Genomic DNA, 23,950 nt, shown 5'->3' on the forward strand with positions numbered 1-23,950 from the left:
CATGAATCAACAAGAAAATTCTTCTACACTAAAAGTTGCTATGCCACGTAAAGGTCGAATTGCAAGTTCATTAAGCTCACTATTTATTAACGCAGGTTATGAGTGGCCAATAAATGATAAAGAAGGAATGCTATTTGCGAGATTATCTAAAGATATTGAAGCAATGTATATTAGAACAACAGATATTCCAGAAATCGTTGCAGATAATATCGTTAATTTAGGGATAACTGGAACGGATTTGGTTGAAGAGTCGGGCTGTAATGTGAAAGTTATTCAAGAACTTAATATTTTCAAATGTCGGCTAGTTCTCGCTGCAAGCCCGCAATGGGCTGAAAAATATAATAAGAAAAAACAAAACACTATAAGAATTGCAACATCTTTTCCTAAAATAACTAGGAAATGGGCGCAAGAGAATGGTCTCGACATTATGATTGTTCCACTTTCTGGTTCTGTAGAAATTGCTCCGCGTTTGGGTATTGCAGATGTCGTGGTTGATCTGACTCAAACTGGAGTTACACTTCGCAACAATGGTTTGATTGAAGTTGAAACTATACGCGATGTCAAGGCATGTATTGTTGCTCCTGGTGATTTTGATATTGAATCAACGAATACAGAATCATTACAAACAAAAATATTTGTCGATACATTAATGTCTGTATTAAATGCACGTGGCAAAAGGTATTTGATGATGAATGCGCCAAAGTCGGCTATTGATGAAGTTCGCAAGATTATACCTGGGTTAACTTCTCCAACTGTATTAGATCTTTTCCAAAATAGTGATGTAGTAGCTATACATGTAGTTGTTGATTTTACTGATATAAATGTTATTGTCCCAAAGCTTCGTGCCTTAGGCGTTAAGGGAATTTTAGTTTCACCTATAGAAAAGCTAATACCATGAGTAGTTCTTTAATGCGACCTGAATATGAAGGCATGGATACTTATAACGGTATTGAAAATCGAGCTCTGATTGATCTCGGTCAAAATACAAATCGATGGGGTATGAATCCGGCAGCGAAAAGAGCATTGCTTAATATTGATGATGATATTATTTTTAAATACCCAACTCCTTATGGAGATGATCTAAAAGACGAAATAGCTAAGTATGTTGGTGTTAATTTTGATCAAGTTTCAATTGGGTCTGGTTCATATGACCACTTAGACACAATTATTCGAGCTTGTTCAAAACCCGGTCAAGTATTTGCAATATCGAACCCGAGTCTACCTGTAGCAGAACTTGTAGCAAAAATGAATTGTCTTAATATTTCTTTAGTGGATTTTAAAGAAAACTATTCAATTGATACAGATGCATTAGTTGACACTGGCGCTCAGGTCATATTCCTATGTTCACCAAATAATCCTACAGGTACTATTATCTCAGCTGAAGAAATTATTGCTGTCATAGAAAGAGCAAAAGGTCTTGTGATTCTTGACGAAGCATACAGCGAATTTAGTAATACTAATTATGATGAGCTCATTAATAAATATGACAACTTAGTTATATTGAGAACTTTTTCAAAAGCATTCGGTCTAGCTGGTATGAGAATAGGCTATGCATTAGCTTCAAATGAACTTACTAAAGCTATTGAAATATCTCGAGGTATTTTTAAAACGAGCGCATTATCAGAATACATTGCTAGTCAATGTTTGCAAAATGGTGTTGATGAGATGAAAAATATTGTCAACGAAACAATTGATTCACGTGAAAAATTTATTGCAGATTTAAAAGAACTTTCGCTAAATCCAATAGAAAGTGAAGCAAATTTTGTGCTAGTTCCTTTTAATGATGCTCAAATTTTTGGTGAAAAACTTTTTAGTAATAATATTAGTGTGCGAGTTTGTATAGGACTCGCTGGTATTGGTGATGCACTCCGAATCACTATTGGCCCAAAAACAGAAATGGCTCTAGTGATTGAAGCATTAAGAAAGATATTGTGATGAAAGTAACTATTTTTGATTACACAGTAGGAAATGTGCACTCATTAGCTAAAGCATTTTCTATTGTCGGTGCAGATGTAACTATTGAAACAAAATTAAAAAGCTTTAAGGGAGTGGATTTGTTAGTACTCCCAGGTGTTGGTGCTTTCGATCCTGCAGCAGAAACATTGAATACTTATAAAAATGATATTCTTGAAAACCTTAATGATGGACTTGCATGTTTTGGTGTATGTTTGGGAATGCAAATCTTTTTCGAAAAATCAGAAGAAGGTGAACTTCCTGGCTTAGGTATCATTAAAGGTGAAGTTAGGAAAATTGAATCTAAGCGTACTCCGCATATGGGTTGGAATGATATTTATGGCAATGATAAAATATTAAAACAATCTGGTATGACAAATGGATACTATGCAAATAGTTTTGTGTGTCAGCCAGAAGATGACAAAGTTGTGGTTGCTTTATCTAAACAAGATAATGACGAATTTCCTGCAATAGTAAAACAAGACAATATCACTGGTGTGCAATTTCATCCAGAAAAATCTTCTGTTGGAGGAATAAATTTTTTGAGAGAATACGTAAGGAGTCTCAGCTAATGAAAATAATCCCAGCAATTGATTTAAGGGAAGGTAAATGTGTCCAACTTCGTGGAGGATCATATGATGATGAGTTAGTACGACTTGATGATCCGGTAAGTGTTGCTAAAAGTTGGAAAAATAAAGGATATAAAATGCTTCATGTTGTTGATTTAGACGCAGCAACAAACAGAGGGAGTAATCGTGAGATTATCGAAGAATTAATTGATGTATTCCCAGAGAATATACAAATTGGCGGAGGAATCCGTGAAGTTGATGATATTTCTTGGCTAATAGATAAGGGTGCGTCTGCTGCCATGGTTGGAACAAAAGCAGTTTTAGATCCAAAATGGCGAAATTTAATTGCCAATAAGTTTCCTGGAAAAATAATTTATTGTGCTGATGTGATTGCAGATGAACGTATTGTTGTATCAGGGTGGAAACAAGACTCTGGTATAACACTTGTTAAGGCACTTGATGATATTTCTAGTCTTGATTTATTTGGTGTTTTAATAACATCTATTGTTCAAGAGGGAACAATGGGTGGTGTTGATAGTGCACTTTTTGAAAAGGCAACATCTTATTCATCATTGCCAATTATTGCCGCAGGCGGTATTGCTTCGTATAAAGATATTGAAATATTAAAAAATGCAGGAGTCTCGAGTGCTGTTGTTGGAACAGCAATGTATTTAAACGATTTTTCTATTAAGGATGATAACTAATGGTCTATCAAAGAATAATCGCTTGTCTTGATGTCGCTAATGGTCGTGTTGTTAAAGGTACTAAATTTGTTGACCTAACCGATAAAGGTGATCCTGTTGAACTAGCTAAGCGATATGAAGCTCAGGGGGCTGATGAACTCGTGATGTTGGATATTTCTGCAACGATTGAAGAACGTGTAACATTTCTAAAAACTGTCGAGCAAATCGCAGAATCTATTTTCATACCATTGGTTATTGGAGGTGGCATAAAAAATCTTGATGATATTACTAATGCATTACGTTCTGGCGCGGATAAAGTTGCTATTAATTCAGCTGCAATTGCCGATCCAACAATTATTAGTCGTGCAGCTGCACAATTTGGATCACAATGTATTGTTGCATCAATAGATGTCCGACAAAAAGGTGATGCGTGGGAAGTGGTATCGAGAAGTGGCACTACAGATGTAGGATTAGATGCAATTATTTGGGCTCAACAATGTGTTCAAAATGGTGCTGGTGAGATTTTGATGACAAGTATTGATCGTGATGGCACACGTATTGGCTATGACACTGAGCTCTTAAGTACAGTGCGAGAATTAGTAGATGTACCTCTAATCGCATCCGGAGGAGCCGGTACTATTGAAGATATAGCCTATGTCTTTACACAATCTAATGTTGATGGGGCACTACTTGCAGGAATATTGCACGATGGGAAAATAACAGTTGAAGATATAAAAGATGAATTAATAAAAAATCCAAAATTATCGATTAGAAAAGTTGTTTTATGAAAAGCAATATTGAAAAATTCGATATCGAACTTATTGATTTTGAGAAAGGTAACGGCACTATTGCCGTTGTTACAATTGATGACAACAATGGTGAAGTACTGATGTTGGCTTATGCCGATCGTCAAGCTATAGAGTTGTCTCTTTCAACGGGCCAAATGCATTATCTTTCAAGAACGAGAGGTTTATGGCATAAAGGGGCAACTAGTGGAAATTTTCAAAAACTCATCAGATTAAGTCTAGATTGTGATAATGATTCTATTATCGCACATGTAATATCTAATGGGCCTGCTTGTCATCTTAACACTCGTTCATGTTTTCGTGAAGTAGATATAACTAATCAAGTTAATAATTCTGATATTCCTATATTAGAACAAATTCAAAAGATTCAACATAGCGATCTTTCTCTCGCGCAAGATATGACAAAAGCATGGTTTAAGAACGCACTTGATATAGAAGCGACTGATGTTATTCTCACTCCGCAGCCAACATCTTTAAACTCGTTTAATGGCATAGCAATAATTAACGCTGAATCCGTCTTCTTTAAATCTCACACTGAACCAGATAGTGTAATTACTGAATATTATAATTGCCAGATTTTAGATGATGCTAAATATTCTATCGTGAAACCTTTACGCACTGAAAGGAGCCTTGATCAGCAAATAGTTTTTTATCCTGTAATTAATTATTCAACATTATTCGATTTATCGCGATCTATTGAACGTGAAGAAAATGACAAAATATCTAGTGAAACAATTATTAAAGCAGAAAAAGATGATTGTCTGAAACTACAGAAGATATATAGTGATACTTTAGAATTAATTGATGAAAAAGAAAATGCACTAGCTCCAATACATCAACTTTTCTTTCACCGAATTACTGGCGAGCGTTTTATAGATTACTATGATGGGAAATCTATAGACACTCTTGATGATAGTCGAATATCAATCCAAGATTTATTTCATAAATCTTGGACCATCAATGGTGTGAAACAAGGATCAACCCTAGGAGAATTAATTGATAGAGCAAGTATTGTTTTAGATCCATCCCAAAAAACCTATTCATGCATCGGTCATGGCGATGCACATTTTGGAAATATATTTCTTGACGATGATAACAATTATCTTTATTTCGATCCTGCCTTTGCTGGAAGACATTCACCAATTTTAGATATGGTCAAACCATTTTTTCATAATATTTTTGCTCAGTGGATGTATTTTTCACAAGAGAAAGCAAAAGAAATAGATATTAAAGTTTCAATTGATGACGATAATATAAAACTCGAATATTCTGGGGCATTTACTTCTCTGAGAAAAGAACTTTACGAAGTTAAACAAGAATATCTTGTTAATCCTATTATGGAAATGTTAATTGAAAAAGGTGAGTCGCAAGAATCGCTAATGGAATTATTCTCACTGGCGCTAATGTGTTGTCCATTGTTGACACGTAATTTATCTGACACAGATATTTACTCGCCATCAATTTCTTGGCTTGGTTTTGCGATTGCAGTCCAGTTGGGTAATGGTTTTGAACTGCAAGATTTTAGATTTCTAAATTCTACAAAAGGAAAAAATGATAAATAAATTCATATTAAATGAAATGTCCGATTCAGATAAGAATAGAATTATGCAAAGGGCACAAGCTGACTATTCTCGCGTTGAGCCAATTGTTCGTATTATTATCGATGAAGTTAGGCAAGGTGGTGACAGCGCTATTGTTGATATAACAAAGCGCATCGACAAAATAGATTTAGAAGTTGACGCTCTTAAAGTTTCTAAAGAAGAATTCGAAATTGCTGAGAAAGAAATATCTCCTGAACTAAAAAAATATCTTGAAGATGCATTTAAGAATATTAATTTGCACCACAAAGAACAGTTACCTCAGAAGTCTTGGCAACAAGAAAATGTTCCTGGTGTCATAGTCGGCGAGAAAACTACTCCTATTATGTCTGTGGGTCTCTATGTTCCACGTGGTAAAGGTTCTTTCCCTTCAGTAATGTTGATGCTTTGTACTCCAGCTGTTATTGCTGGTGTGCCAGATATTTATGTTTGTACTCCTCCGGGTCCTGATGGATCCATTGATGCTGCTTCACTTGTTGCTGCAAGAATTTGTGGTGTAGAAAATGTATATAAAGTTGGTGGCGCTCAGGCAATGGCAGCATTGGCTTATGGTACGCAAACGATACCAAAAGTTGACAAGATAGTCGGTCCAGGAAATCAGTATGTTTCTTGCGCTAAACGATTAGTCTATGGAATAGTTGATCCTGGTTTGCCAGCGGGTCCGAGTGAATCTATTGTACTCTGCGATGAAACTGCGGACCCAGAAATTGTAGCGCGCGAATGGTTAAATGAGGCAGAACATGGACCTGATTCAGCTGCACTTTTAGTTACTAATTCGATTGAACTGATAGGGAAAGTTGAGAAAATTGTTCCAGGTTTAATTGCTCAACTCACCCAGGAAAGAAGAAATTTTATAGAAACTGGTTTGAGTACTTACGGTGGAATAATTATTTGCTCAGATTTTGAAGCGGGTATAGATTTTGTCAATGAATATGCACCTGAACATTTGCGAATAATTTCTAAGAATGAAACTGAAGATATGGACAAGATCATAAATGCAGGCGAAATTCTTGTAGGAAGTTATTCTTCTATCTCTTATGGGAACTTTGCTATAGGTCTTAATGCCATTTTGCCAACTGGGGGTACAGCGCGAAGAGATTCTTGTGTCGGTGTTGAAACATTTCTAAAACGTTCATCATTTTCTATTGTAAGTGCACAAGGTGCTGTAATCATTAGTCCTATTGCTGAAGCACTAGCACAATGGGAGGGTTTCCCAGGCCATAAAGAATCGGCAAGATTTGCTCGTATAAAAGCAGAAAAGGAATTGATAGATGAATAATATTTCTAAAGATATTGTTGTTTTAGCTGGTCGATTGAGTATTCCATCTCAAAGCAAAGCCTTATTGTTTGATATGGATGGGGTATTACTAGATACCCTCTCATTTGATTATAAATACGTAAATATTTTATTAAGAAAATATATTAATGAATCAATATCTGTATCACAAGAAATAATCCAAAGAAACTTTGCACTAGCCGTACCAGATTTTTTTGGTGTTATTTTAAAAGAATACGATATTGTCGTAAATGAAAAAATATTCAGTTTGATAACTGAAGAATTTGATCTGCTAAGGTCACAAAGTAATCCGAGTATTCACGAAGGTATATTAGAAATATTGCAAGATGCAAAGGAACGAAATCTATTATTATGTGTTGTCTCTAATAACGCGAAAAATGACGTAACTTCTATCTTATCGAATACTGGTTTACTTTCGTATTTCGAAAAAGTTGTTGGAAATGATAAACCAGGAATACTAAAGAAACCTGCACCTGACATGTATTTAGAAGGTGCTCGATTATTAAACGTTGATCCATCTAGTTGTGTTGTAATTGAAGACTCCGTTTTAGGAGCACAAGCTGGTTCAACTGCACAATGTTTTGTAGTGGGAGTTGGCACTGGTGCGAATAGTTTCATTGAACTTGAAGAAAATGAATATGTTAATGTTGCATATCCTAATTTTTCTATAAATCCAGACCGGAGTAACCATGAATAATGTAAATGAAAGTTCACCACTTGCGAAATTGGATGCAATCATTGAACAGAGACTAATCGAACCAAAATCAGGTTATACTGATGAATTGTTGGCTGATAGTAACAAACGCATGAAAAAGATTGGTGAAGAATCAGCTGAACTTATAGTTGCATGTGTGCAAGGTGATAAAGAGTCTGTAGCAGGTGAAGCTGCTGATCTCTTTTATCATATACTCGTAGCAATTCGTGGTGTCGGTGTAACTTTCAATGATGTCGAAAATATTTTAAAGCAAAGAAATAAATCTAAGTAGTAAAAACCTATCTAATTACGTATGAAATAAAGAATATCAATAACTTATTTCAAAGTTGCAGCTTGTGCAATCTTTGTGAGTGCATCTTTAGCTGAAAGTACATCAAATGTCGTTGGACCATCTGGTATTGCAATAACGAATAAATACACGTTAGTACCTTTGATTGCAGTTATTGTAAATTCTTGCCCTCCAGTGATAGGCTGACTCGCAAGGAATTTTGCTTTATCTCCTACATTTTCAATATCTTGTCCTGAAGTGGCTGTAAAATCTTTTATATCATCAAAAGATCCTTTTGAATACTGAGCTAGATCTAAATAGAATGAATGCGAGATTGTTCCATCTTTTTCAAATGGAAATATACAAGATGTACCTTTATCTCCATCGCCTAGACTTTGAACGCCGGTAGATTCCGGACCCTCAAGAACTGGGGCAGCTGTGCCTAATGCAGATTTTATTGTATCTTTGCTCACAATATCACATAAACCAAGTTCATCCTCAGCGCCAGATGAACTAGAGTCCTCACTGTTATCAGTAGGGGCAGCCGAAGTTTTAGTGCTTGATGATTCTGGCTTTTTATCTTCGTTGTCACCACAAGCTGTAAACATTGTTGCAACTAATAAAAGTGAAAGGGCTAATACTATAAGTTTAAAATGTTTCAAATTTGACATTATTCTCCTTAGATTTTGTTATTCTTATCTTAGGAGATTATTAGTCTTGAGTATTGGCTTATAATTAAATGGCAAAGAATTTTATTGCCTTCTCTATTGCATCACCAAGTCGATCAAAATCATCTGTTGTGTTATATAAATATGCACTTGCGCGCGATGTTGCACCAATACCTACTCTATCGCCCTCAGATAAAACACGCATAAGTGGTTTTGCACAGTGATGTCCCGCTCTAACACATACTCCGCTTTCATCTAATACTTGTGAAACATCGTGCGGGTGTACTTCTTTTATTGTGAAACTAAAAACTGCTAAACGATCATCGGATATTTTTGGCCCGTGAAGTGTTACTTTGCCGTCGAAACGATTCTTGAACATATCTAATGCATAATCAGTCAGCATTTTTTCATGATCGAGTAGATTTTTAAAACCTATTGATTCTAAATAATCAATAGCGCTACCAGTACCAATAGCTTCTACAATTGCTGGAGTCCCTGCTTCAAATTTTTCTGGTAGGGGAGCAGACGTGAAACCCTCAAGAGTCACTTCTTCAATCATTGATCCTCCACCTAAAAATGGATCCATTGCATTTAATAGTTCTTCTTTGCCCCATAAGATTCCAAGCCCAGTAGGACCGAGCATTTTGTGTGCAGAAAATGCAATAAAATCCGCATCCCAGTCTTTAATATTTAGTTTTAGATGGGGGACGTATTGACAGGCATCAACAACGCTTATTGCCCCTGCAGCTTTCGCTAGTTCAACAAGTTCTTTTACTTGTGTAACGGTACCTGTAACATTACTTGCTGCGCTAAAAGCAAAAACTTTTGCATTTTTTAAAATCTCAGTCGCATTATTTAAATCCAGACGAGTTTCATCTGTTAATGGTATCCATTTAATAATGGCACCTGTACGTGAAGCGAGTTGTTGCCAGGGAACAATATTGCTATGGTGTTCTAGATGGGTTAAAACAATGACATCGCCAGTTTTAATATTTTTGTCGCCCCATGCACGTGCTACAAGATTTATAGATTCTGTAGCATTACGTGTAAATATAACTTCTTTGTCGGTACTAGCACCAATAAATTTAGCTATTTTTTTACGTGATAATTCAAACTCGTTACTTATCTCTTGTGCTGTTGTATAAACGCCACGATGTACATTTGCATAATGGTCATTATATACATGATCCATTACATCGAGTACTTGTGTTGGTGTTTGACTCGATGCACCAGAATCCAAGAAGGTTATCTGATGCCCGTTGACAATTCGTTCTAATCCAGGAAAGTCTTTTTTAATTCTTTGTACGTCCATATAAACATTCTAATTCGACATAAGTTAAAAGGCCATAGCGAGCAATTTCAAATAAATTTTAGTAAATATTATTTAAAGGGAATATTTAAATCATTTTTGTTCTACGTTTAAAAATCTTTGATATTACTAGACCGCCAATAATAAACATTAATGCGGTAAGACTACCTAAACCACTATACCCGGTATTTGCAAGGCTACCATTTGCCTTAGCATCATTGCCAGAGACATCACTTGGTCTTAATCGTGTAAAGGCAAAGTCATGTGTAAGATCTGATGTTAACAAAGCGCTAAGAACAGGATAAGAAACAGCATCAAATTTTGAATCAGGGTCGTAAGATTGTTGACGTATATTACTAGGTAAAGTTGAAGTATCAACTGAAACTTTATATGAGCCAATAGGTAGGCCAGTAAATAGATAAACTCCTTCAGAATTTGTTGAAGTAGTTAGAACCATGTCATCGCCACCACCAAAGATATTGTCAATACCAAACCAAGTAAGTGTGACACTTATATTTGCTAAACCAATATCTTCAACTTCTTGAATTCCATTACCGTTTACGTCGTAATAAATTGTGTCACCTATTGTTGAGTATCCAACTAGTCCAAAGTCATAATTTAAATTAGTAGCATCTACTAACACTGATTCAACTACACCATTTATATCTGAATCTATTGTGTCATCTGAACCAATATTACTTTTTGCGGCTTCGTATCCGGCAGGTAAAGTATATGACACAGCGTATGTACCAGCTGGCCCTACAATTTGCCACTGCCCTGAAGAATCTGTTGTAACATTAAATGTCTCATCGTCGCCTCCACCTAAAGTGTCATCATCTCCATAATATAAAGCAGTGATTGTGATTCCACCAATACCTGGTTCACCTAAAGATTGTAGACCATCGTTATTGAGGTCTAACCAGACGAAGTTTCCAATCGATGCTGGTAGCTCAAGAGCGAAGTCTATTGTTAAGTTCGATGATGAATCCCACAAACCTGAATCGCCGGCTTCTCCAACTGGCTCTCCAAGATTTGTTAAATTGAAATTTGATGAACGAATATTTGTTGATGAATACATGCGTGCATTATGATCTTGTGTTTCATCATTATCATTACGAATATTTGATGAACCAAATTTCTGTGCTCGATATCCAGTTAATGCTCCGTTGTTTTGTAATTCACTTGGTGCTATTCGAATATAATAATTTCCTTCAACATCGGTATTTAAAATATAGTATCCGTTGGTATCTGTTGTGGTCGTATTAACAATGCTGTCATCAGAAACTAAACGTAACTGCATTTCAACATTTACTACTGGTGTATCGCCGCTATCAAAATATCCATTATTATTAATGTCTACAAATACTCGATTTCCGACTTGTAAATGTTTAGTTTTGAAATATACATCCTCTGAGTGAATCTCGCCTGTTAGTCCAGACGCTCGTCCCATTGCATTATTTGTATATATGTCACGACCTGTATTGTTTTGAGTATCTATTGTTATACGTACCGTTTCACGCGCTGTAGCAGCTAGAGGTAGGGTTGTGAAACGAATACCAGTAACTTGTGCACTTGTTGGACAGCCTACAGTATCAACTTGTGCAAGGGTACAAGACCAAATACCTGTTCCGACAGCAACATTCGAAGCTGGGTCAGGATTTATAGTCGATGAAGTTTGAGAAGTTACATATGTTTGAGAGATGTTAGGCGCACGAGAAAGATCAATATCATCTAGAGAAATTGTTCCAGTGAAATTTGATGGAGGAACTCTATTATCACCATTGTATGGTAATACGTCAATGAAGTCGAAAGTTCGTGCAACAGTGGATGCATTTGTATATGTGATATCGTAACGACCTTGACCGTCAATTGGAATAAAAAAGTCTGGTGTCCACTTTGAAATAATGAATTGCGCAGTCTGAGTAAAACTTATCCAGTCATCGTCGAAGCGCCCATTGGAGGCATTATCGTAATAGCCACCCCATGTACCTTCAACTGTCGGCCATGTTACAGACTGTGTTGCTAAGCCACTATCAGCAACTAACCAAGCTCTTGTTTGTCGTTTTATACCGTTAGTAAATGCAAGGTCGGTGTGGGCAGTAACCTTCCAGTAGCCAAAAAATCCTTCAGCAACATATGCCACGCCTGGATCATTACCACTTGGAAATTGAAATTGATAGTCACCTAATTCCCATATTGCGCTTGAATATCCTAGGTTTGTTCGACTACCAGGATTAGTAATACATGATGGGTTTATTGACGCATCGCAGTCACCTATTATATCTGAAGGTGAAAGTGTTGAAGATTTAAATGTTATACCTTCTGGAAATACAACGTAAGCTTTTGCATTTTCTATATCAATATTGCCGTTATATGACATTGAAGCGCGGAGATCGAAGGTCCAATCGGTTCCTGCTTGAACACTTTTTGTTGATTCTGAAGCTCTATGTTGGGTTCCGTTTACTGAAGTGTCAACATTGTCAGTTAATTCTAGGTGGCCATTTGGTGGTACTACATATGCTCTGTCGCAATTTGATGGGAAGTTATTTATAACACCCCAATTGTAGACTTCGCAGGCTGACGTTAAGTTTGTCCACACATTTGAAGTTTGAGTATTGGTTGTAGTTCCTGATCGAGATCGCATCACATTTTGTACAATGTCACCTACTTGTTTATTAGGTAATACTTGCATTGATACAGATACTTCAATTCTTCTTCCCGGTATTAAGTCTTTTCCATCTGTTAGTCGTACGCGTATAACGTTTGCTTTTGTTATTCCGCCTGTTACATCATTAGGATCTAAATGCCAATCTCCTGAACCAACTGTGTCACAATCAAAAGTTCTAAGTTCACTTGAAGTTGTCATTGGTGCAACAGAACTATATTCGACAATTATGTCGGATTCACTTGGTACAGTTCCGGCTGGGAAACCGGTAACGTTTGTAATAGCATTTAACTTTGCAGAATGATAGTTATGTTGCGTATAGCCATATGATACAAAAGAGTTATAGCCAGATAGATCGCCATAAAAGTCATTTGCGACTATTTGTAAATTTGAGTTATCAATAGTGTCGCACATTTGCGGAGATGATATTGCCGTTATAGAAGTCGAATTATTACTATAAAGTAATTGCGAGAAAAGTTTCTCGCCTGGTAATACTACGTTGTCATTGTTTGGAGACACACTACCAAATGATGCAGGTTGAGAATTTATATATTCATTTACACTATTGTCGTTTGCCCCACCCAAAGAAAATCTCTTAGTAGATGATTCGCCTGTACCTATTCCTACGTCAGTACAAGCTGAATTATCTGTTATTTGATCAACAAAACTTGGATCTGAACCAACAACATTTAAATCACTAACTGTGTTACAAACACGAACGGTATTTAGTTGGGGAATGGGGTCATTTCCTGATGTATCAAAAGCAAGAATATCATTCCAAGGAATTGTTGTTGTAACATAACCAGCAGAAACTACAGCATGATTATTTGTACCAATTGGTGAATCCCACACTTCATTTGGAATACCTGGTGTATTCATTCCATAATATGCTGCAGGGGTTGCATTGACATATCCAAACGGAAACCATGTTGAGTTATAGTCAATACCTGTATTTGATATATTGATATTTGTTCCAGCACCGCCAGCTTGGGTACAATTAAATGTTCCTGCATTTTTTACAGCGCTTCTATTTCCATTTGGCCTTGGAGTACTACTCACACCTATTGGTATTGGCATATTGTCACCCGCAACACCAATCCCACAAGAGTCTAAGGTTGCATTTTGCCAAAGCGTTCCCATAGATGAAAGATCATCATTTAGAGTTATATCACCTAACGAATTACTGTTGGCACCCTTGACTGTGTTTGCAAGCGGGTTCATTAAACCAAAAGTGACACCCCATGAAAATGTTACACTTTCTGGTTCACCCGTTCCATTGTTTCTATTGATATTATATGCACCAGGCCACTTGCGAGTTTCTATACCTGAACTCGCTGAAACCGCAGTAATGCTTTCTGTACTAGAAGTCACATCATCAGGATTGATAGGTGTTGGGTAAAAAGAATCTGGAGTCATAACACCTGATACAGTAAAACTCACATCAACATTTGTATTGTTCGGAGTTATTGCTGAAGGTGACCAAGTTGCAGAAATCTTATTTACAGAACCTATAACAAATGGTCCATTGATTTTACAACTTATAGTTAGTCTGTCTACACTAACTTTTCTTGCACCAGGATATTGACCAATACAAGAATTCGGTAAACTAGTTTCATCCCACAATGCGCTACCTGCAGCAGGGTTTAGTGTCGCTGTTAATATAACGTAGTCGAGGTTGTGGCTATTTCCATCATTAGTATTTACAGTGAAATCGAAGTCTTGTCCAACGCTATCATTGTTTGCAACAATGTGGTTTGTTGTTGAATTATCTAATGAGGTTGGAAGTGGAGCAGCGCCATCAAATGTAGTTGTAAGTGTTGGAGCCAAATATATAGGTTATCCAGGATCTGCATATGCTGAAACCTGAGGTAGTGATGTGATAATAAAAAGCATTATAAAAATAAACGCATTTAATTTCGGAAAAAGAGAGAATTTAGATTTCATAGGTCAAAGTTTATCGTCATAAATGATGAAATGTTTAGCAATAAAATACTTTAAAGTTCAGTTTATAAATTTTTGTTATTAAAGAATACACTAAAGAATACCTCTTATTTGTCCGATTAATACAATATGTTTAAAATGGTAGTCATGCGCGTTATTACGCTGGTTTGCTTACTATCATTCCCAGCGTCATCTTTCGGTAGTGGTCCTATGCCAGAGACTAGTACGGGAATTTCAACTCCAATAAATGGAAATTACTCAATCTTACGTGGAACAGCCACGGGTGAATCAATAAGCGAATACGGATTTGAGTATGGTGAAACAACGCAATATGGTTCAACTACCTCGTCTTCACGACAGCTCCTTGATGTTGCGACACTAATTGAAAATGGGAGCATAAGTTTTGGAAGTTCTGGCGATCCCAATGATGAGTTGGGCTATGTTGAAGGAATTTCACGAGATAGTGAAGGCAATATTTTTGTTGTTGACGCAAATAATGATGCTATCCGTAAGTATTCCTCTACTGGCAAATTCTTACTCAAATTTGGAACAACCGGTACAGATCCAGGACAATTTAATAGAGTTGGTCCAATAGCTATTGATTCAGATGACAATGTTTATCTAGGTGATATGTATAATAACCGTGTACAAAAATTTGATACACAAGGTAATTTTATCAACTTAATTAATTCTGATGTTTCTGGCGAGAATTTCCATAATCCAATGGCAATCGCGCTCGATGCCGACGACAATCTCTATATTGCGGATTCTTGGATTTCGAAATATGATTCCAATGGCAACCACATTGCTGAAATAGCATCTGATGGATATGGATCCGAGCACTCATCATTTGGTGGAATAGATATTGACAATTCTGGAAATATATTTACATCAGAAATGAACAGTTCAACTGTTCGCAAATATGGTTCCGATGGGATACTTATAAATTCATTCGATACAACATACAATAATCATCAAAATATTAATTATACAGGAAGCATCAATCTCGATAGTTCAGGTAATATTTTTGTTACTGACGAATATGATAGGCGTATACAAGTATATAGCCCAACGGGAACATATATTGGAGAAACTAATCCATCCGAATCATGGAGCTCAATTTATATTGCAGATGATGACACTATCTATTACAGTGGATATTCTGGTATTGGTATATACGCTTTAGCTCTGGAACCGGGCACTTTTTCGGCGCAAACAGATTTATTGCAATGTAATACTCAATATCACTATCGTTCTTATGCAACAAATGAAAATGGAACATCTTATGGGCAAGATTCAACAATTGATACTGGTGATTGTCCTGACGGTCCTGAAAATGTTCTTGCTTCACCAACTGGTCGTACAGTTACACTTTCGTGGAGTAGCGATACAGACCCAGATGTCTTGTCACATTATCTAATTGAATATAAAAAGTCTTCAGATTCCAATTGGACTGAACAACATACTTTAATGGATCAAGATGCACCTAATACTGGAACAATTGCAGGTCTTGAACCGCAAACACAATATGATTTTCGTATTGCACTAGTTTCAGGAAACCAAAATAGTGGAATGTCAAATTCGAACTGGTCAGATACAACTATTGCTAGCACTGCATCTGTTTCAACATATCAAATTTCTACTTGCGAACAATTCGAATCAATTGGTGTCAATCCAGATACATATGTAACAGGTGATCAAGAGGGTATATATCTTTTAGCAAATGACATTGATTGTTCTCAGTCACATAATTGGACATGGAAAAATGTAGAAATTGATGATGCGTCTATAGAAGTTGAGGGTTTCCTTCCTATCATGAAACCAGATGCTATCGGAGGTGCTTTACATGGTTTCCGTGGTGAACTAAACGGAAATGATCACAGTATTTCAAATATTTCACAGAGCTCGTATGTATATAGTGGAGTTTTCTATTCTTTGCAAGGAGCTTATATCCACGATATTGCATTTGATAATCTATCCATTCAGATAAACTTACCACGAGGATATATTGGTGGTTTAGCGGCTACTAGTGAGGGAAATGTAAAGATCGAAGATGTTAGTATTAACGGAGATTTGACTAGTGTTGTTGACACAAGGCCACATTTGGCAAATATACACATTTCAGGTGGTATAGCAGTTGCCCCTAACGGTCATATTTTTATTGGCGATTTTGAGAATGTAATAGAAACCGACGATCAAGGTATTGAGATAAATAGATTTTCAGGAGATTTTCATGAAGTAACAGATTTGGATATTGATGGTAGCGGAAATATTTTTGTGACCGATCGTTCATCACAAAATGTATATAAATATGACTCAGAAGGTACACTTCTAGGAACGGTAAATCCAGATACTTCAGGCTCTAATCCTGGTTCATTTCCTATGTCTTCAGCCATTGCTCCAAATGGAGATATTTATATTGCGGGCTGGTCTGAATCGCATCCGCTCCAAAAGTTTGATTCAAGTTTCAATCTTTTAAATAATAGCACTCAGTATGGACAAGATCCTGGACAATTGAGTCAAGCTTATGGTGTTGCAATTAATCTTGAAGGTCATATTTTTGTTACTGATAATTCACGAAAAATTTCTGAATTTGATTCAAATTTAAATTATGTTTCTGGTTTTTCATCACCTGTTCCAAGTTATGATTTTGGGTATAACATTGCTTTCGATCAGCAAGGAAACTTTTATGTAGGAACTAGTGTTGCTGGTGTAGTGCTAAAGCTTAATGCTGAACGAGAATTTCTAAACCAGATTGGCCCAACAGGTGTAAGAGCTAATTATGGTTTTATGGGGTTGGGTGTTGACTCTCAAGGTAATGTTTATAAATCAAATCCACTAAATTATCATGTTGAACTCTATGATACTGACGGAAATTTCTCGCGCAGGATCGGAACAAGTAACAACCTTGAGTCGGAACTTACTGTTGGTGGGCTAATTGGTTATTCTGGCTTCCCTAATCAAACAACTCCAATAGCTATATCAAAATCTTCTGTTGACATGTCAATTAATCTTGAAAATGGTCAGCCTTTACAACCTACAGTTACTATAGGGGGGGTTATTGGTTCCGGAATTGGAAATATTAATCAAACTGTATCAAGCGGCGACATTACTACCACTGGAGGGATATTGTATTTTGTTGGTGGTATTGCAGGTTATTTTGCTGGTAGCATTATTGATTCGCATACAAATAATATTGTTAACATTAGTGGTAGCGAAATTAATACGATAGTAAATGGTGGATTAGCAGCTTCGGCAAGAATTGAAGAACTCACAGATGACAATTTTATTATTCATGAATCGAATATCGAAAATTCATATTCTGCAGGTACGCTGACTCTTGCCGGTGGAAATGATGCTGAAGTAGTAGTTGGTGGGATAGCAGGTATGTATCAAGGTAGTACATTCAAAAATGTGTTTAGTGCACGAACCAATAATATTAATATGGATCGTTCAACAAATGGAATGAATGTACCTGTGAGCGGTCTAGTTGGCATGATAATGGTAGATGCAGACGCAGTCATAAATAACGCTTTTGATGTAACTTTGGCGGGTACAGATATTTGTTTCGGGATGTTGTATAGCTTTTTAACAGGCCCTGGGGATGCTTCTGGGCTTGATTGTAATTTAGCTAATGTTGATGGTAATGATCCTGATCATTTTAAAAACAATAATCAGGTAGAACCATTGGTCGACTGGAATTTTGATCAAATTTGGTTAGCGGAAGCTGGTGTCTATCCTCAATTGAAAGTTAAGGGCATATCAGTTAATCATGGACCTGATGAAAATCCTGGTGCTAATGAAAGTCCCGTTGATACTCCTAACGATAATCCGAATGAAGTAGTTGATACTGCTAATGGTAGTAATCAAGATAGTTCTGCAAATGCAGATAACCCATCGAGAGGTAAAGCTCTAAACTCTGGAAGCTCTAAACCTATACTTGGTCAGTTATCTCTAACTGGTTCTAATAGTTTTGATGCAGCAATACTTTCCTTAAATCTAATAGTTCTGGGTTTTGTTTTAGTCTTGTTGGTTCGTGGACGTTCTATCGCAAAAAACTTACGGTCCAACTATAAATAGGCAATAAAGACCATTTGCACTATATAGACGTATAGCCTAAACTTTATATATGAAAATTAAAATAGCGGATATTTCTGATATAGCACGTATTTGTGAACTAGACCTTTTCAACGAAATCCTACTCAGGCTGTACTCTTTAAAAGAAGAAGACATACAGTTGCATGAACAACTTGTAGAAGAAATTAAATATAACCCTATGTCTGATCCTGCAAATACTTTGTTGGTTCAAATGCTTTATCAGGTACTTCATGATTTAGACAAAAAGGACGAACTTCCGCCAGAATTAAAATACAAATATCATCTAACAGATTTTTTGATTATTGAGTCAGGTATTTTAGCTTCAATAGATCAAAATTCTGTTAGAGAATTTATGGCTAAAAATGGTTTTAATTCGGAAAGAGTTGAAGAAATAATTGATCTAAATAGCAAATTTCAAGCAAGCATAGAAGCTGTTACTCAAAAACTACAAAGCGACCCAGAATCACCAGCACAACCCTACATTGGTCTTTAGTCCGATTATACATTTGCTCGCGAGCAAACAATTTTAAAATCCTAAACTTTAATATGACTATGTATTAGTAGTAATCTAACGATTATGCTAGATACAATTTTTACTATAGGACATTCCACACGTACTATAGAAGAATTCATTTCTCTATTAAATACTTACGATATTTCTCTTGTAGTTGATGTGAGAACCATCCCTAAATCACGTCACAATCCTCAATTTGGTGAGGATGAAATATCAAAAAGTCTCAAGGCTGCAAAAATTAAATATAAACAACTTCCACTATTGGGTGGATTGAGACCTACGACTAAAGATTCTATAAATATGGCATGGCGGAACACCTCATTTCGTGGCTTTGCTGATTATATGCAAACGAAAGATTTCGAGAAAGGTATCGGACAGCTTTTAAAACTGGCTAAAAAAGATATAACTACAATTATGTGTGCAGAAGCAGTACCTTGGCGTTGTCATCGTTCATTAATCGGAGATGCACTATTAGTTCGCGATATAAAAGTATGCGATATTATGACAGAGAAATCTTTAAAACCTCATAAGCTCACTGGATGGGCGCAAGTACAAGGAACAACTGTCACTTATCCCGGTGAGCAGATTCAACTATTTTAACAACTAGTAGCTTTGGTATTTTCCCAAGCTTGATTTAGACCTTCAAGTATTACATTGGTACCTTGCGCTCCTGAAATTCCATATTCCATATTGAACACAAACATAGGAACGCCGCTAATTCCGAGTTCAGCTGCATGATACTTATCGGCTTCTACATCATTTGCAAAATCAGAGCTATCTAACATTTCTGAAACCTCAGTTTTGTCAAGTCCAATTTCATGTGCAAGTTTTATAAGAACGTCTTGATGACCAATATTTAACCCATCAGTAAAATATGCTTTTAGTAACTGCTCTTTAACTTCGGATTGTTTATTTTTTGTAACAGCATATTGTAAAAGCCTGTGTGCATCAAAAGTATTTGTAAGTTTCATATCGTCAAAATTTAGTTCAATATCATATTGTTTTACATCACTAAAAGTTCGGCTATTAGATTCACGCATTTCCTCTTGTGTCTTGCCAAATTTTTCTGAGAGCATCTCGTAGGCACTTATTTCATTATCGATTTGTGCATCTGGGTCTAGTTGAAACGAATGATACCTAACATTTACTTGATCTCTATGTTCGAATTGATGGAGAGCTAAATCAAATTGTTTTTTGCCAACATAACAAAAAGGACAGGCAATATCGGACCAAATATCTACATTCATAATTCCCCCAAAGAATCTTAAGAGCATTATGCTAGTGCGGTCTTGTGGAAATCACCAGTTACCACTGTGTCACAAGTCTACCCAAATAGTTTTTTGGAGAATTTTCCTTAAAAAACATTGAGAAGTCGTTTGCTAGATATGTATTAAAAAATCTGATAATTATAAAAATTAATTAAGTGATGTTTGCTTGATAGATGGCGGAGCAGTGCGACCTGATACAAGTAATGATCCATTAATCCCAGCTAATTCTCTTAACAATTCATCTAGGTGGCTGCTAAGTTCATCTTTTGAAATATTACTTTTTGCTGTTACACCTAAAATGTGTGCTAGTTCTCCATTATATGTACAACTAGCTACATCAAATCTTACACACCAATCTTTCTTGCTCATTAGAGCCTCAATAGCTGCATACTCAAAACGATTCAATCTGCTTTTGTCTACATTAGTTATTTGGTTAGTGTTGATTGTTTTAAAAGCCTGTGGCATCGATGCTTGAAAATAGGAATTAACATGGTCGAGATCTACAATAATAGGAGTATTTTCTTTTATAGCGACTATACCAATTCGATCAAGAACAGCTGAAGCTATAACATTTCTTAAGAGAGTAGGGATGACTCTAATTTCTGTGTCTTCAGTAAAATATGCATGTGCTCGTTCTTCTGTTGGGAATATACTAACAACAGCGTTAGTTGGAGAAACAAGATTATTGATCGCAATTGTATTCGAGGTTATGTCTTCTGGATCTGCAAGCATCATTTGAAGATGCTCAAGTGTTTCAATCACTACTGTTCCTTCCCCAAGTGCGGTATTACAGAATCCTACATAAACCTCTAAATCAAGTAATTCCTGGGGGATTACGAAACTTGCTGGCAAGGTACTCTTTCTAGCAAATATCTCTATTAGAGCATCGAAATTTGATTTTGGCTCTTTAGGTTTTGGTCTGTTTCTATGTGTCATCTTTACTTCCTTGTTGATGCTCGATATAGTTTATTAGATTAATATATTTATGTCTAAAATTTAGGCTAGAATTTTATTCGTGATTAAATCTAATATTAAAGTTCCAGCACCATCGAAGAAATTTGTCTATAAAATATCAGCATTAGTATTAATTGTTTTGTTGGTAATAATTGCTTTGGCTGGTGCTCCCTTAAAGAAAGTTCCTGCAGACAAAATTGCGCTTTCTTATGGAGGAGGTCTTTTTGAAGGCGCGCAATATCAAGATACTATTGAGCCAGGTTCAAGTCTAAAATTTAATGGCTTTTATGACAAGTGGTATGAATATCCAACTACACAACGCAACTTTATTCTTACTGATTCTGGCGAAGGCGAGGAACAATCGGGGGGTATTGATGCTCCCGATAAAAATGGTGTGAGTGAAAGAGTTGAGCTAACTGTTACTTTTAAACTTAATACAAGCAAAATTCGAAAGTTCCATGAGTCTATTGGCCTGAAATATAAAGCGTGGACAGAATATGGATGGAACCGTATGCTTTCAGAGAATTTCCGTGGTCCGTTATATTCTGCTGTTCAACAAAAGTTACGTGAATATACAACTGATGAGATACGTGTTTCGCCAGATGTAATTGTTTCTGTGCAAGATGATGTTGAAGCGAATCTACGTAAAGATATTGTAAAACTTTTGGGTGATGAATATTTTTGTGGTCCTGATTATAAGTTAGATTCAAAAGAATGTCCTGATTTAAAAGTGAGTATCAAATCCATTACACCTCCACGAGAAGTTATTGCATCATATAATGATCAGAAAACTTCACAAAATAAAATCATTGTCGCTACAAATAATGCCTTGGCTCAAATAGAAAAAGCCAAGGGTGAACAAGCCTCTAAAGATGCTGTTGCTCAAGCTTTGACTAGTGAATATTTAGCATATTTAAAAGTGCAAGCATTACAAGCCTGTGCAGCTAATTCAAATTGCACTCTTGTGGTAGGCGGTAATGACATAAATGTGAATACTGGGAGCAAGTAGAGCAGTTGCTTCAAATAATTAATTTAGTTCAGATCCTGTCTATTCAGGTGGCAGAACTAATTTAACTCATAATTAATCAACTCACGATGGTTTAAACTAAATGGGCATTATGGTGTAAATGAAATCTCTAAGTCAATAATCTCAATTCGTTTGCTTTATTGTCAGGTCTATGGATATATTTCCTTTAATTTTTTTACTGATATTTTCTACAATTACAAAACTTAATTTTGGGTCGTCTTCTTTCCAGGCTGGTATTACTTCGTCAGTAATCCAAGTTCGAACATCTTCTAAATTTGAAGGCTTACCATAATTTAGATATTTGATGATCACTTCTTCTAGGCACTCTAAATGTGCTTGTACATCTTCAATTGTTAATGTTCGTAAGGTAATGCGTGAGCATGTCAAAATAGGTGATTACGTAAATAGAGTTTATAGTATTTTTATATTGACAATTACTGCTACTAAATAATTAGATAAAGAAATAGTTGTCGATATTGGGCTTATTTCTTAGAGATATATTTGTTGTCTTTTATATAAAAACGCCATAATGTATCTTGTCCTTTTGACAAGCCTATTCTTTTCGTCGTGACTATATTATCTGGACTAACTTCTGGCATAAGTAGAAGTTTTAATGGCTCTCTAGATAAATAGTGTCCATTTAAATCTTTGCTTATATCTAATGCTTTACAAAGTTTTGATGGTCCATTACTAATTGTCACACCGTCATGACCGTTTCGTAATAATTTCATTTCGTCGTGGCCGTATATAGGTTCGACGGCTCTAATAAGTGCAGCTTCACCAAAACCTTGTGGGCCTGTCACTACATTGCAACAATAATGCATTCCATATATAAAATAAACGTATAGGAAGCCAGCTTTTTCAAACATGATTTCGTTACGTTTAGTCTTACCACAAAAAGTGTGACTACCCGGATCGTTTTGGTCGTATGCCTCAGTTTCAACTATACGCGCGCGTATTATTTTTTCATTTATAGTTCGTTCAAGCACACAGCCTAATAGTCTCTTTGCAGCTTGATCAGTTGGACAGATGAGATCATTAAACATATTTATTTTAACTATTAGATAACTTCTTTTTCATTCTGTCGTAATCTTTAATATATTCTTTATTTAATTTTGTCTTTTGTGTTTCGGATAATATTCGTCCAGAAAGTTGGAAGAAACCTTTTTCTTCATCCTTAAAATGATGATGTATTTTCTCTGAAAGTTCTTTTGCGTGTTTAATAAATGCTTTACCTTTTGGATCAAGACTACGAATTTTCTCGATCATTTCTTCATGTTCATGATGTTCAGATAATGCATGTCGCGATTCAGATAATCCTGCATCATGCATAAGACAAGGCGCATATAAAAAGCGTTCTTCAGCAGCTGCGTGAGCCTGAAGCTCAATAGCAAGCGCTAAAAACGACTCTTTCCTTTTAGAAGGCGACGATCTAGTAGAAGTCATTGTTCTTGTGTATTTTCTAGCTAAATCGTGGCTTTTTCTTAGTTCATCAAAAATTGTCGACATGTTGGATCCTTATGGTCTTAAGATAGGTTGCATGTCAAAAAGTTTATCATGATGCCCTTTTATACTGGTGTGTTTAATTTACGCAAGGATTTTGGTGTTAGCTATATG

Annotated in this window: 21 protein-coding genes; 13 read left to right on the forward strand and 8 right to left on the reverse strand. The window is 36.0% G+C overall.

The annotated features are described in order from the left end of the window. Position 1 precedes the first annotated feature (1 nt). The 9 genes from hisG to hisE are packed head-to-tail and all read left to right on the forward strand — an operon-like array spanning position 2 to position 7,892. A complete protein-coding gene (hisG, locus tag KBF89_04935) occupies positions 2-898 on the forward strand; it encodes an ATP phosphoribosyltransferase (GenBank protein MBP9115671.1) in 897 nt (298 codons plus the stop codon). Further along, positions 895-1,935, forward strand: coding sequence for a histidinol-phosphate aminotransferase family protein (locus KBF89_04940; protein ID MBP9115672.1), 1,041 nt, complete (start codon positions 895-897; stop codon positions 1,933-1,935). Before hisG ends, KBF89_04940 begins: the two co-directional genes overlap by 4 nt. Beyond that, complete coding sequence (gene hisH, locus KBF89_04945; GenBank protein MBP9115673.1) at positions 1,935-2,525, forward strand: imidazole glycerol phosphate synthase subunit HisH; 591 nt, start codon at positions 1,935-1,937, stop codon at positions 2,523-2,525. The genes KBF89_04940 and hisH overlap by 1 nt, the downstream gene beginning before the upstream one ends. Beyond that, positions 2,525-3,226, forward strand: a complete 702-nt coding sequence (locus tag KBF89_04950; GenBank protein ID MBP9115674.1) for a 1-(5-phosphoribosyl)-5-[(5-phosphoribosylamino)methylideneamino] imidazole-4-carboxamide isomerase — start codon at positions 2,525-2,527, stop codon at positions 3,224-3,226. The genes hisH and KBF89_04950 overlap by 1 nt, the downstream gene beginning before the upstream one ends. Beyond that, a complete protein-coding gene (gene hisF / locus KBF89_04955; protein ID MBP9115675.1) occupies positions 3,226-3,993 on the forward strand; it encodes an imidazole glycerol phosphate synthase subunit HisF in 768 nt (255 codons plus the stop codon). Before KBF89_04950 ends, hisF begins: the two co-directional genes overlap by 1 nt. Then, a complete protein-coding gene (locus tag KBF89_04960; protein ID MBP9115676.1) occupies positions 3,990-5,573 on the forward strand; it encodes a hypothetical protein in 1,584 nt (527 codons plus the stop codon). The genes hisF and KBF89_04960 overlap by 4 nt, the downstream gene beginning before the upstream one ends. Beyond that, the gene (gene hisD / locus KBF89_04965) at positions 5,563-6,888 is read left to right on the forward strand and encodes a histidinol dehydrogenase (protein ID MBP9115677.1); all 1,326 of its coding nucleotides are present in this window, start codon (positions 5,563-5,565) and stop codon (positions 6,886-6,888) included. Before KBF89_04960 ends, hisD begins: the two co-directional genes overlap by 11 nt. Beyond that, positions 6,881-7,603 (forward strand): HAD family phosphatase, encoded by a 723-nt coding sequence (locus tag KBF89_04970; protein MBP9115678.1) that lies wholly within the window; start codon positions 6,881-6,883, stop codon positions 7,601-7,603. The genes hisD and KBF89_04970 overlap by 8 nt, the downstream gene beginning before the upstream one ends. Then, the gene (gene hisE / locus KBF89_04975; GenBank protein MBP9115679.1) at positions 7,596-7,892 is read left to right on the forward strand and encodes a phosphoribosyl-ATP diphosphatase; all 297 of its coding nucleotides are present in this window, start codon (positions 7,596-7,598) and stop codon (positions 7,890-7,892) included. The genes KBF89_04970 and hisE overlap by 8 nt, the downstream gene beginning before the upstream one ends. 44 nt (positions 7,893-7,936) lie before the next feature. On the opposite strand, the gene KBF89_04980 is transcribed toward hisE, so the two are convergent. The 3 genes from KBF89_04980 to KBF89_04990 form a co-directional block, all read right to left on the reverse strand. Beyond that, complete coding sequence (locus KBF89_04980) at positions 7,937-8,560, reverse strand: hypothetical protein (GenBank protein MBP9115680.1); 624 nt, start codon at positions 8,558-8,560, stop codon at positions 7,937-7,939. A gap of 64 nt (positions 8,561-8,624) precedes the next feature. Beyond that, the gene (locus tag KBF89_04985) at positions 8,625-9,869 is read right to left on the reverse strand and encodes a SufS family cysteine desulfurase (GenBank protein MBP9115681.1); all 1,245 of its coding nucleotides are present in this window, start codon (positions 9,867-9,869) and stop codon (positions 8,625-8,627) included. A gap of 85 nt (positions 9,870-9,954) precedes the next feature. Beyond that, the gene (locus KBF89_04990) at positions 9,955-14,358 is read right to left on the reverse strand and encodes a hypothetical protein (protein MBP9115682.1); all 4,404 of its coding nucleotides are present in this window, start codon (positions 14,356-14,358) and stop codon (positions 9,955-9,957) included. Positions 14,359-14,619: 261 nt separating this feature from the next. Here KBF89_04990 and KBF89_04995 point away from each other — a divergent pair, with 261 nt between their 5' ends. From KBF89_04995 to KBF89_05005, 3 genes are all read left to right on the forward strand, one after another. Further along, positions 14,620-18,552 (forward strand): fibronectin type III domain-containing protein, encoded by a 3,933-nt coding sequence (locus KBF89_04995; GenBank protein ID MBP9115683.1) that lies wholly within the window; start codon positions 14,620-14,622, stop codon positions 18,550-18,552. A 49-nt stretch (positions 18,553-18,601) separates the two neighbouring features. Then, positions 18,602-19,063, forward strand: coding sequence for a hypothetical protein (locus tag KBF89_05000; protein MBP9115684.1), 462 nt, complete (start codon positions 18,602-18,604; stop codon positions 19,061-19,063). An 84-nt stretch (positions 19,064-19,147) separates the two neighbouring features. Beyond that, a complete protein-coding gene (locus tag KBF89_05005; GenBank protein ID MBP9115685.1) occupies positions 19,148-19,684 on the forward strand; it encodes a DUF488 domain-containing protein in 537 nt (178 codons plus the stop codon). On the opposite strand, the gene KBF89_05010 is transcribed toward KBF89_05005, so the two are convergent. Beyond that, positions 19,681-20,331: a DsbA family oxidoreductase gene (locus KBF89_05010; protein ID MBP9115686.1), complete on the reverse strand. Its 651-nt coding sequence runs from the start codon at positions 20,329-20,331 to the stop codon at positions 19,681-19,683. The genes KBF89_05005 and KBF89_05010 overlap by 4 nt on opposite strands. Positions 20,332-20,499: 168 nt before the next feature. Then, entirely contained in the window at positions 20,500-21,288 is a 789-nt protein-coding gene (locus KBF89_05015) for a hypothetical protein (protein MBP9115687.1), read from the reverse strand. Positions 21,289-21,367: 79 nt separating this feature from the next. On the opposite strand from KBF89_05015, the gene KBF89_05020 reads away from it, so the two are divergent. Then, a complete protein-coding gene (locus KBF89_05020; protein MBP9115688.1) occupies positions 21,368-22,315 on the forward strand; it encodes an SPFH domain-containing protein in 948 nt (315 codons plus the stop codon). A 141-nt stretch (positions 22,316-22,456) separates the two neighbouring features. On the opposite strand, the gene KBF89_05025 is transcribed toward KBF89_05020, so the two are convergent. From KBF89_05025 to KBF89_05035, 3 genes are all read right to left on the reverse strand, one after another. After that, entirely contained in the window at positions 22,457-22,720 is a 264-nt protein-coding gene (locus tag KBF89_05025; protein MBP9115689.1) for a hypothetical protein, read from the reverse strand. A 95-nt stretch (positions 22,721-22,815) separates the two neighbouring features. Further along, a complete protein-coding gene (locus KBF89_05030; protein MBP9115690.1) occupies positions 22,816-23,379 on the reverse strand; it encodes a DNA-3-methyladenine glycosylase in 564 nt (187 codons plus the stop codon). A gap of 7 nt (positions 23,380-23,386) precedes the next feature. Then, on the reverse strand, positions 23,387-23,842 hold the full coding sequence (locus KBF89_05035; protein MBP9115691.1) for a hemerythrin domain-containing protein: 456 nt from the start codon (positions 23,840-23,842) through the stop codon (positions 23,387-23,389). Positions 23,843-23,950 lie beyond the last annotated feature (108 nt).

This window comes from Acidimicrobiia bacterium, assembly GCA_018057765.1.
Classification (GTDB): domain Bacteria; phylum Actinomycetota; class Acidimicrobiia; order IMCC26256; family JAGPDB01; genus JAGPDB01.

What these genes read in the sequence shown, in the direction of transcription:
- KBF89_04980 (MBP9115680.1), bottom strand. Translation starts at nt 8,560, where the DNA reads ATGTCAAATTTGAAACATTTTAAACTTATAGTATTAGCCCTTTCACTT.
- KBF89_04995 (MBP9115683.1), top strand. Translation starts at nt 14,620, where the DNA reads ATGCGCGTTATTACGCTGGTTTGCTTACTATCATTCCCAGCGTCATCT.
- KBF89_05030 (MBP9115690.1), bottom strand. Translation starts at nt 23,379, where the DNA reads ATGTTTAATGATCTCATCTGTCCAACTGATCAAGCTGCAAAGAGACTA.
- KBF89_04940 (MBP9115672.1), top strand. Translation starts at nt 895, where the DNA reads ATGAGTAGTTCTTTAATGCGACCTGAATATGAAGGCATGGATACTTAT.
- KBF89_05005 (MBP9115685.1), top strand. Translation starts at nt 19,148, where the DNA reads ATGCTAGATACAATTTTTACTATAGGACATTCCACACGTACTATAGAA.
- hisE (MBP9115679.1), top strand. Translation starts at nt 7,596, where the DNA reads ATGAATAATGTAAATGAAAGTTCACCACTTGCGAAATTGGATGCAATC.
- hisG (MBP9115671.1), top strand. Translation starts at nt 2, where the DNA reads ATGAATCAACAAGAAAATTCTTCTACACTAAAAGTTGCTATGCCACGT.
- hisH (MBP9115673.1), top strand. Translation starts at nt 1,935, where the DNA reads ATGAAAGTAACTATTTTTGATTACACAGTAGGAAATGTGCACTCATTA.
- KBF89_04960 (MBP9115676.1), top strand. Translation starts at nt 3,990, where the DNA reads ATGAAAAGCAATATTGAAAAATTCGATATCGAACTTATTGATTTTGAG.
- hisF (MBP9115675.1), top strand. Translation starts at nt 3,226, where the DNA reads ATGGTCTATCAAAGAATAATCGCTTGTCTTGATGTCGCTAATGGTCGT.
- KBF89_05035 (MBP9115691.1), bottom strand. Translation starts at nt 23,842, where the DNA reads ATGTCGACAATTTTTGATGAACTAAGAAAAAGCCACGATTTAGCTAGA.
- KBF89_05015 (MBP9115687.1), bottom strand. Translation starts at nt 21,288, where the DNA reads ATGACACATAGAAACAGACCAAAACCTAAAGAGCCAAAATCAAATTTC.
- KBF89_04985 (MBP9115681.1), bottom strand. Translation starts at nt 9,869, where the DNA reads ATGGACGTACAAAGAATTAAAAAAGACTTTCCTGGATTAGAACGAATT.
- hisD (MBP9115677.1), top strand. Translation starts at nt 5,563, where the DNA reads ATGATAAATAAATTCATATTAAATGAAATGTCCGATTCAGATAAGAAT.
- KBF89_05010 (MBP9115686.1), bottom strand. Translation starts at nt 20,331, where the DNA reads ATGAATGTAGATATTTGGTCCGATATTGCCTGTCCTTTTTGTTATGTT.
- KBF89_05000 (MBP9115684.1), top strand. Translation starts at nt 18,602, where the DNA reads ATGAAAATTAAAATAGCGGATATTTCTGATATAGCACGTATTTGTGAA.
- KBF89_04970 (MBP9115678.1), top strand. Translation starts at nt 6,881, where the DNA reads ATGAATAATATTTCTAAAGATATTGTTGTTTTAGCTGGTCGATTGAGT.
- KBF89_04950 (MBP9115674.1), top strand. Translation starts at nt 2,525, where the DNA reads ATGAAAATAATCCCAGCAATTGATTTAAGGGAAGGTAAATGTGTCCAA.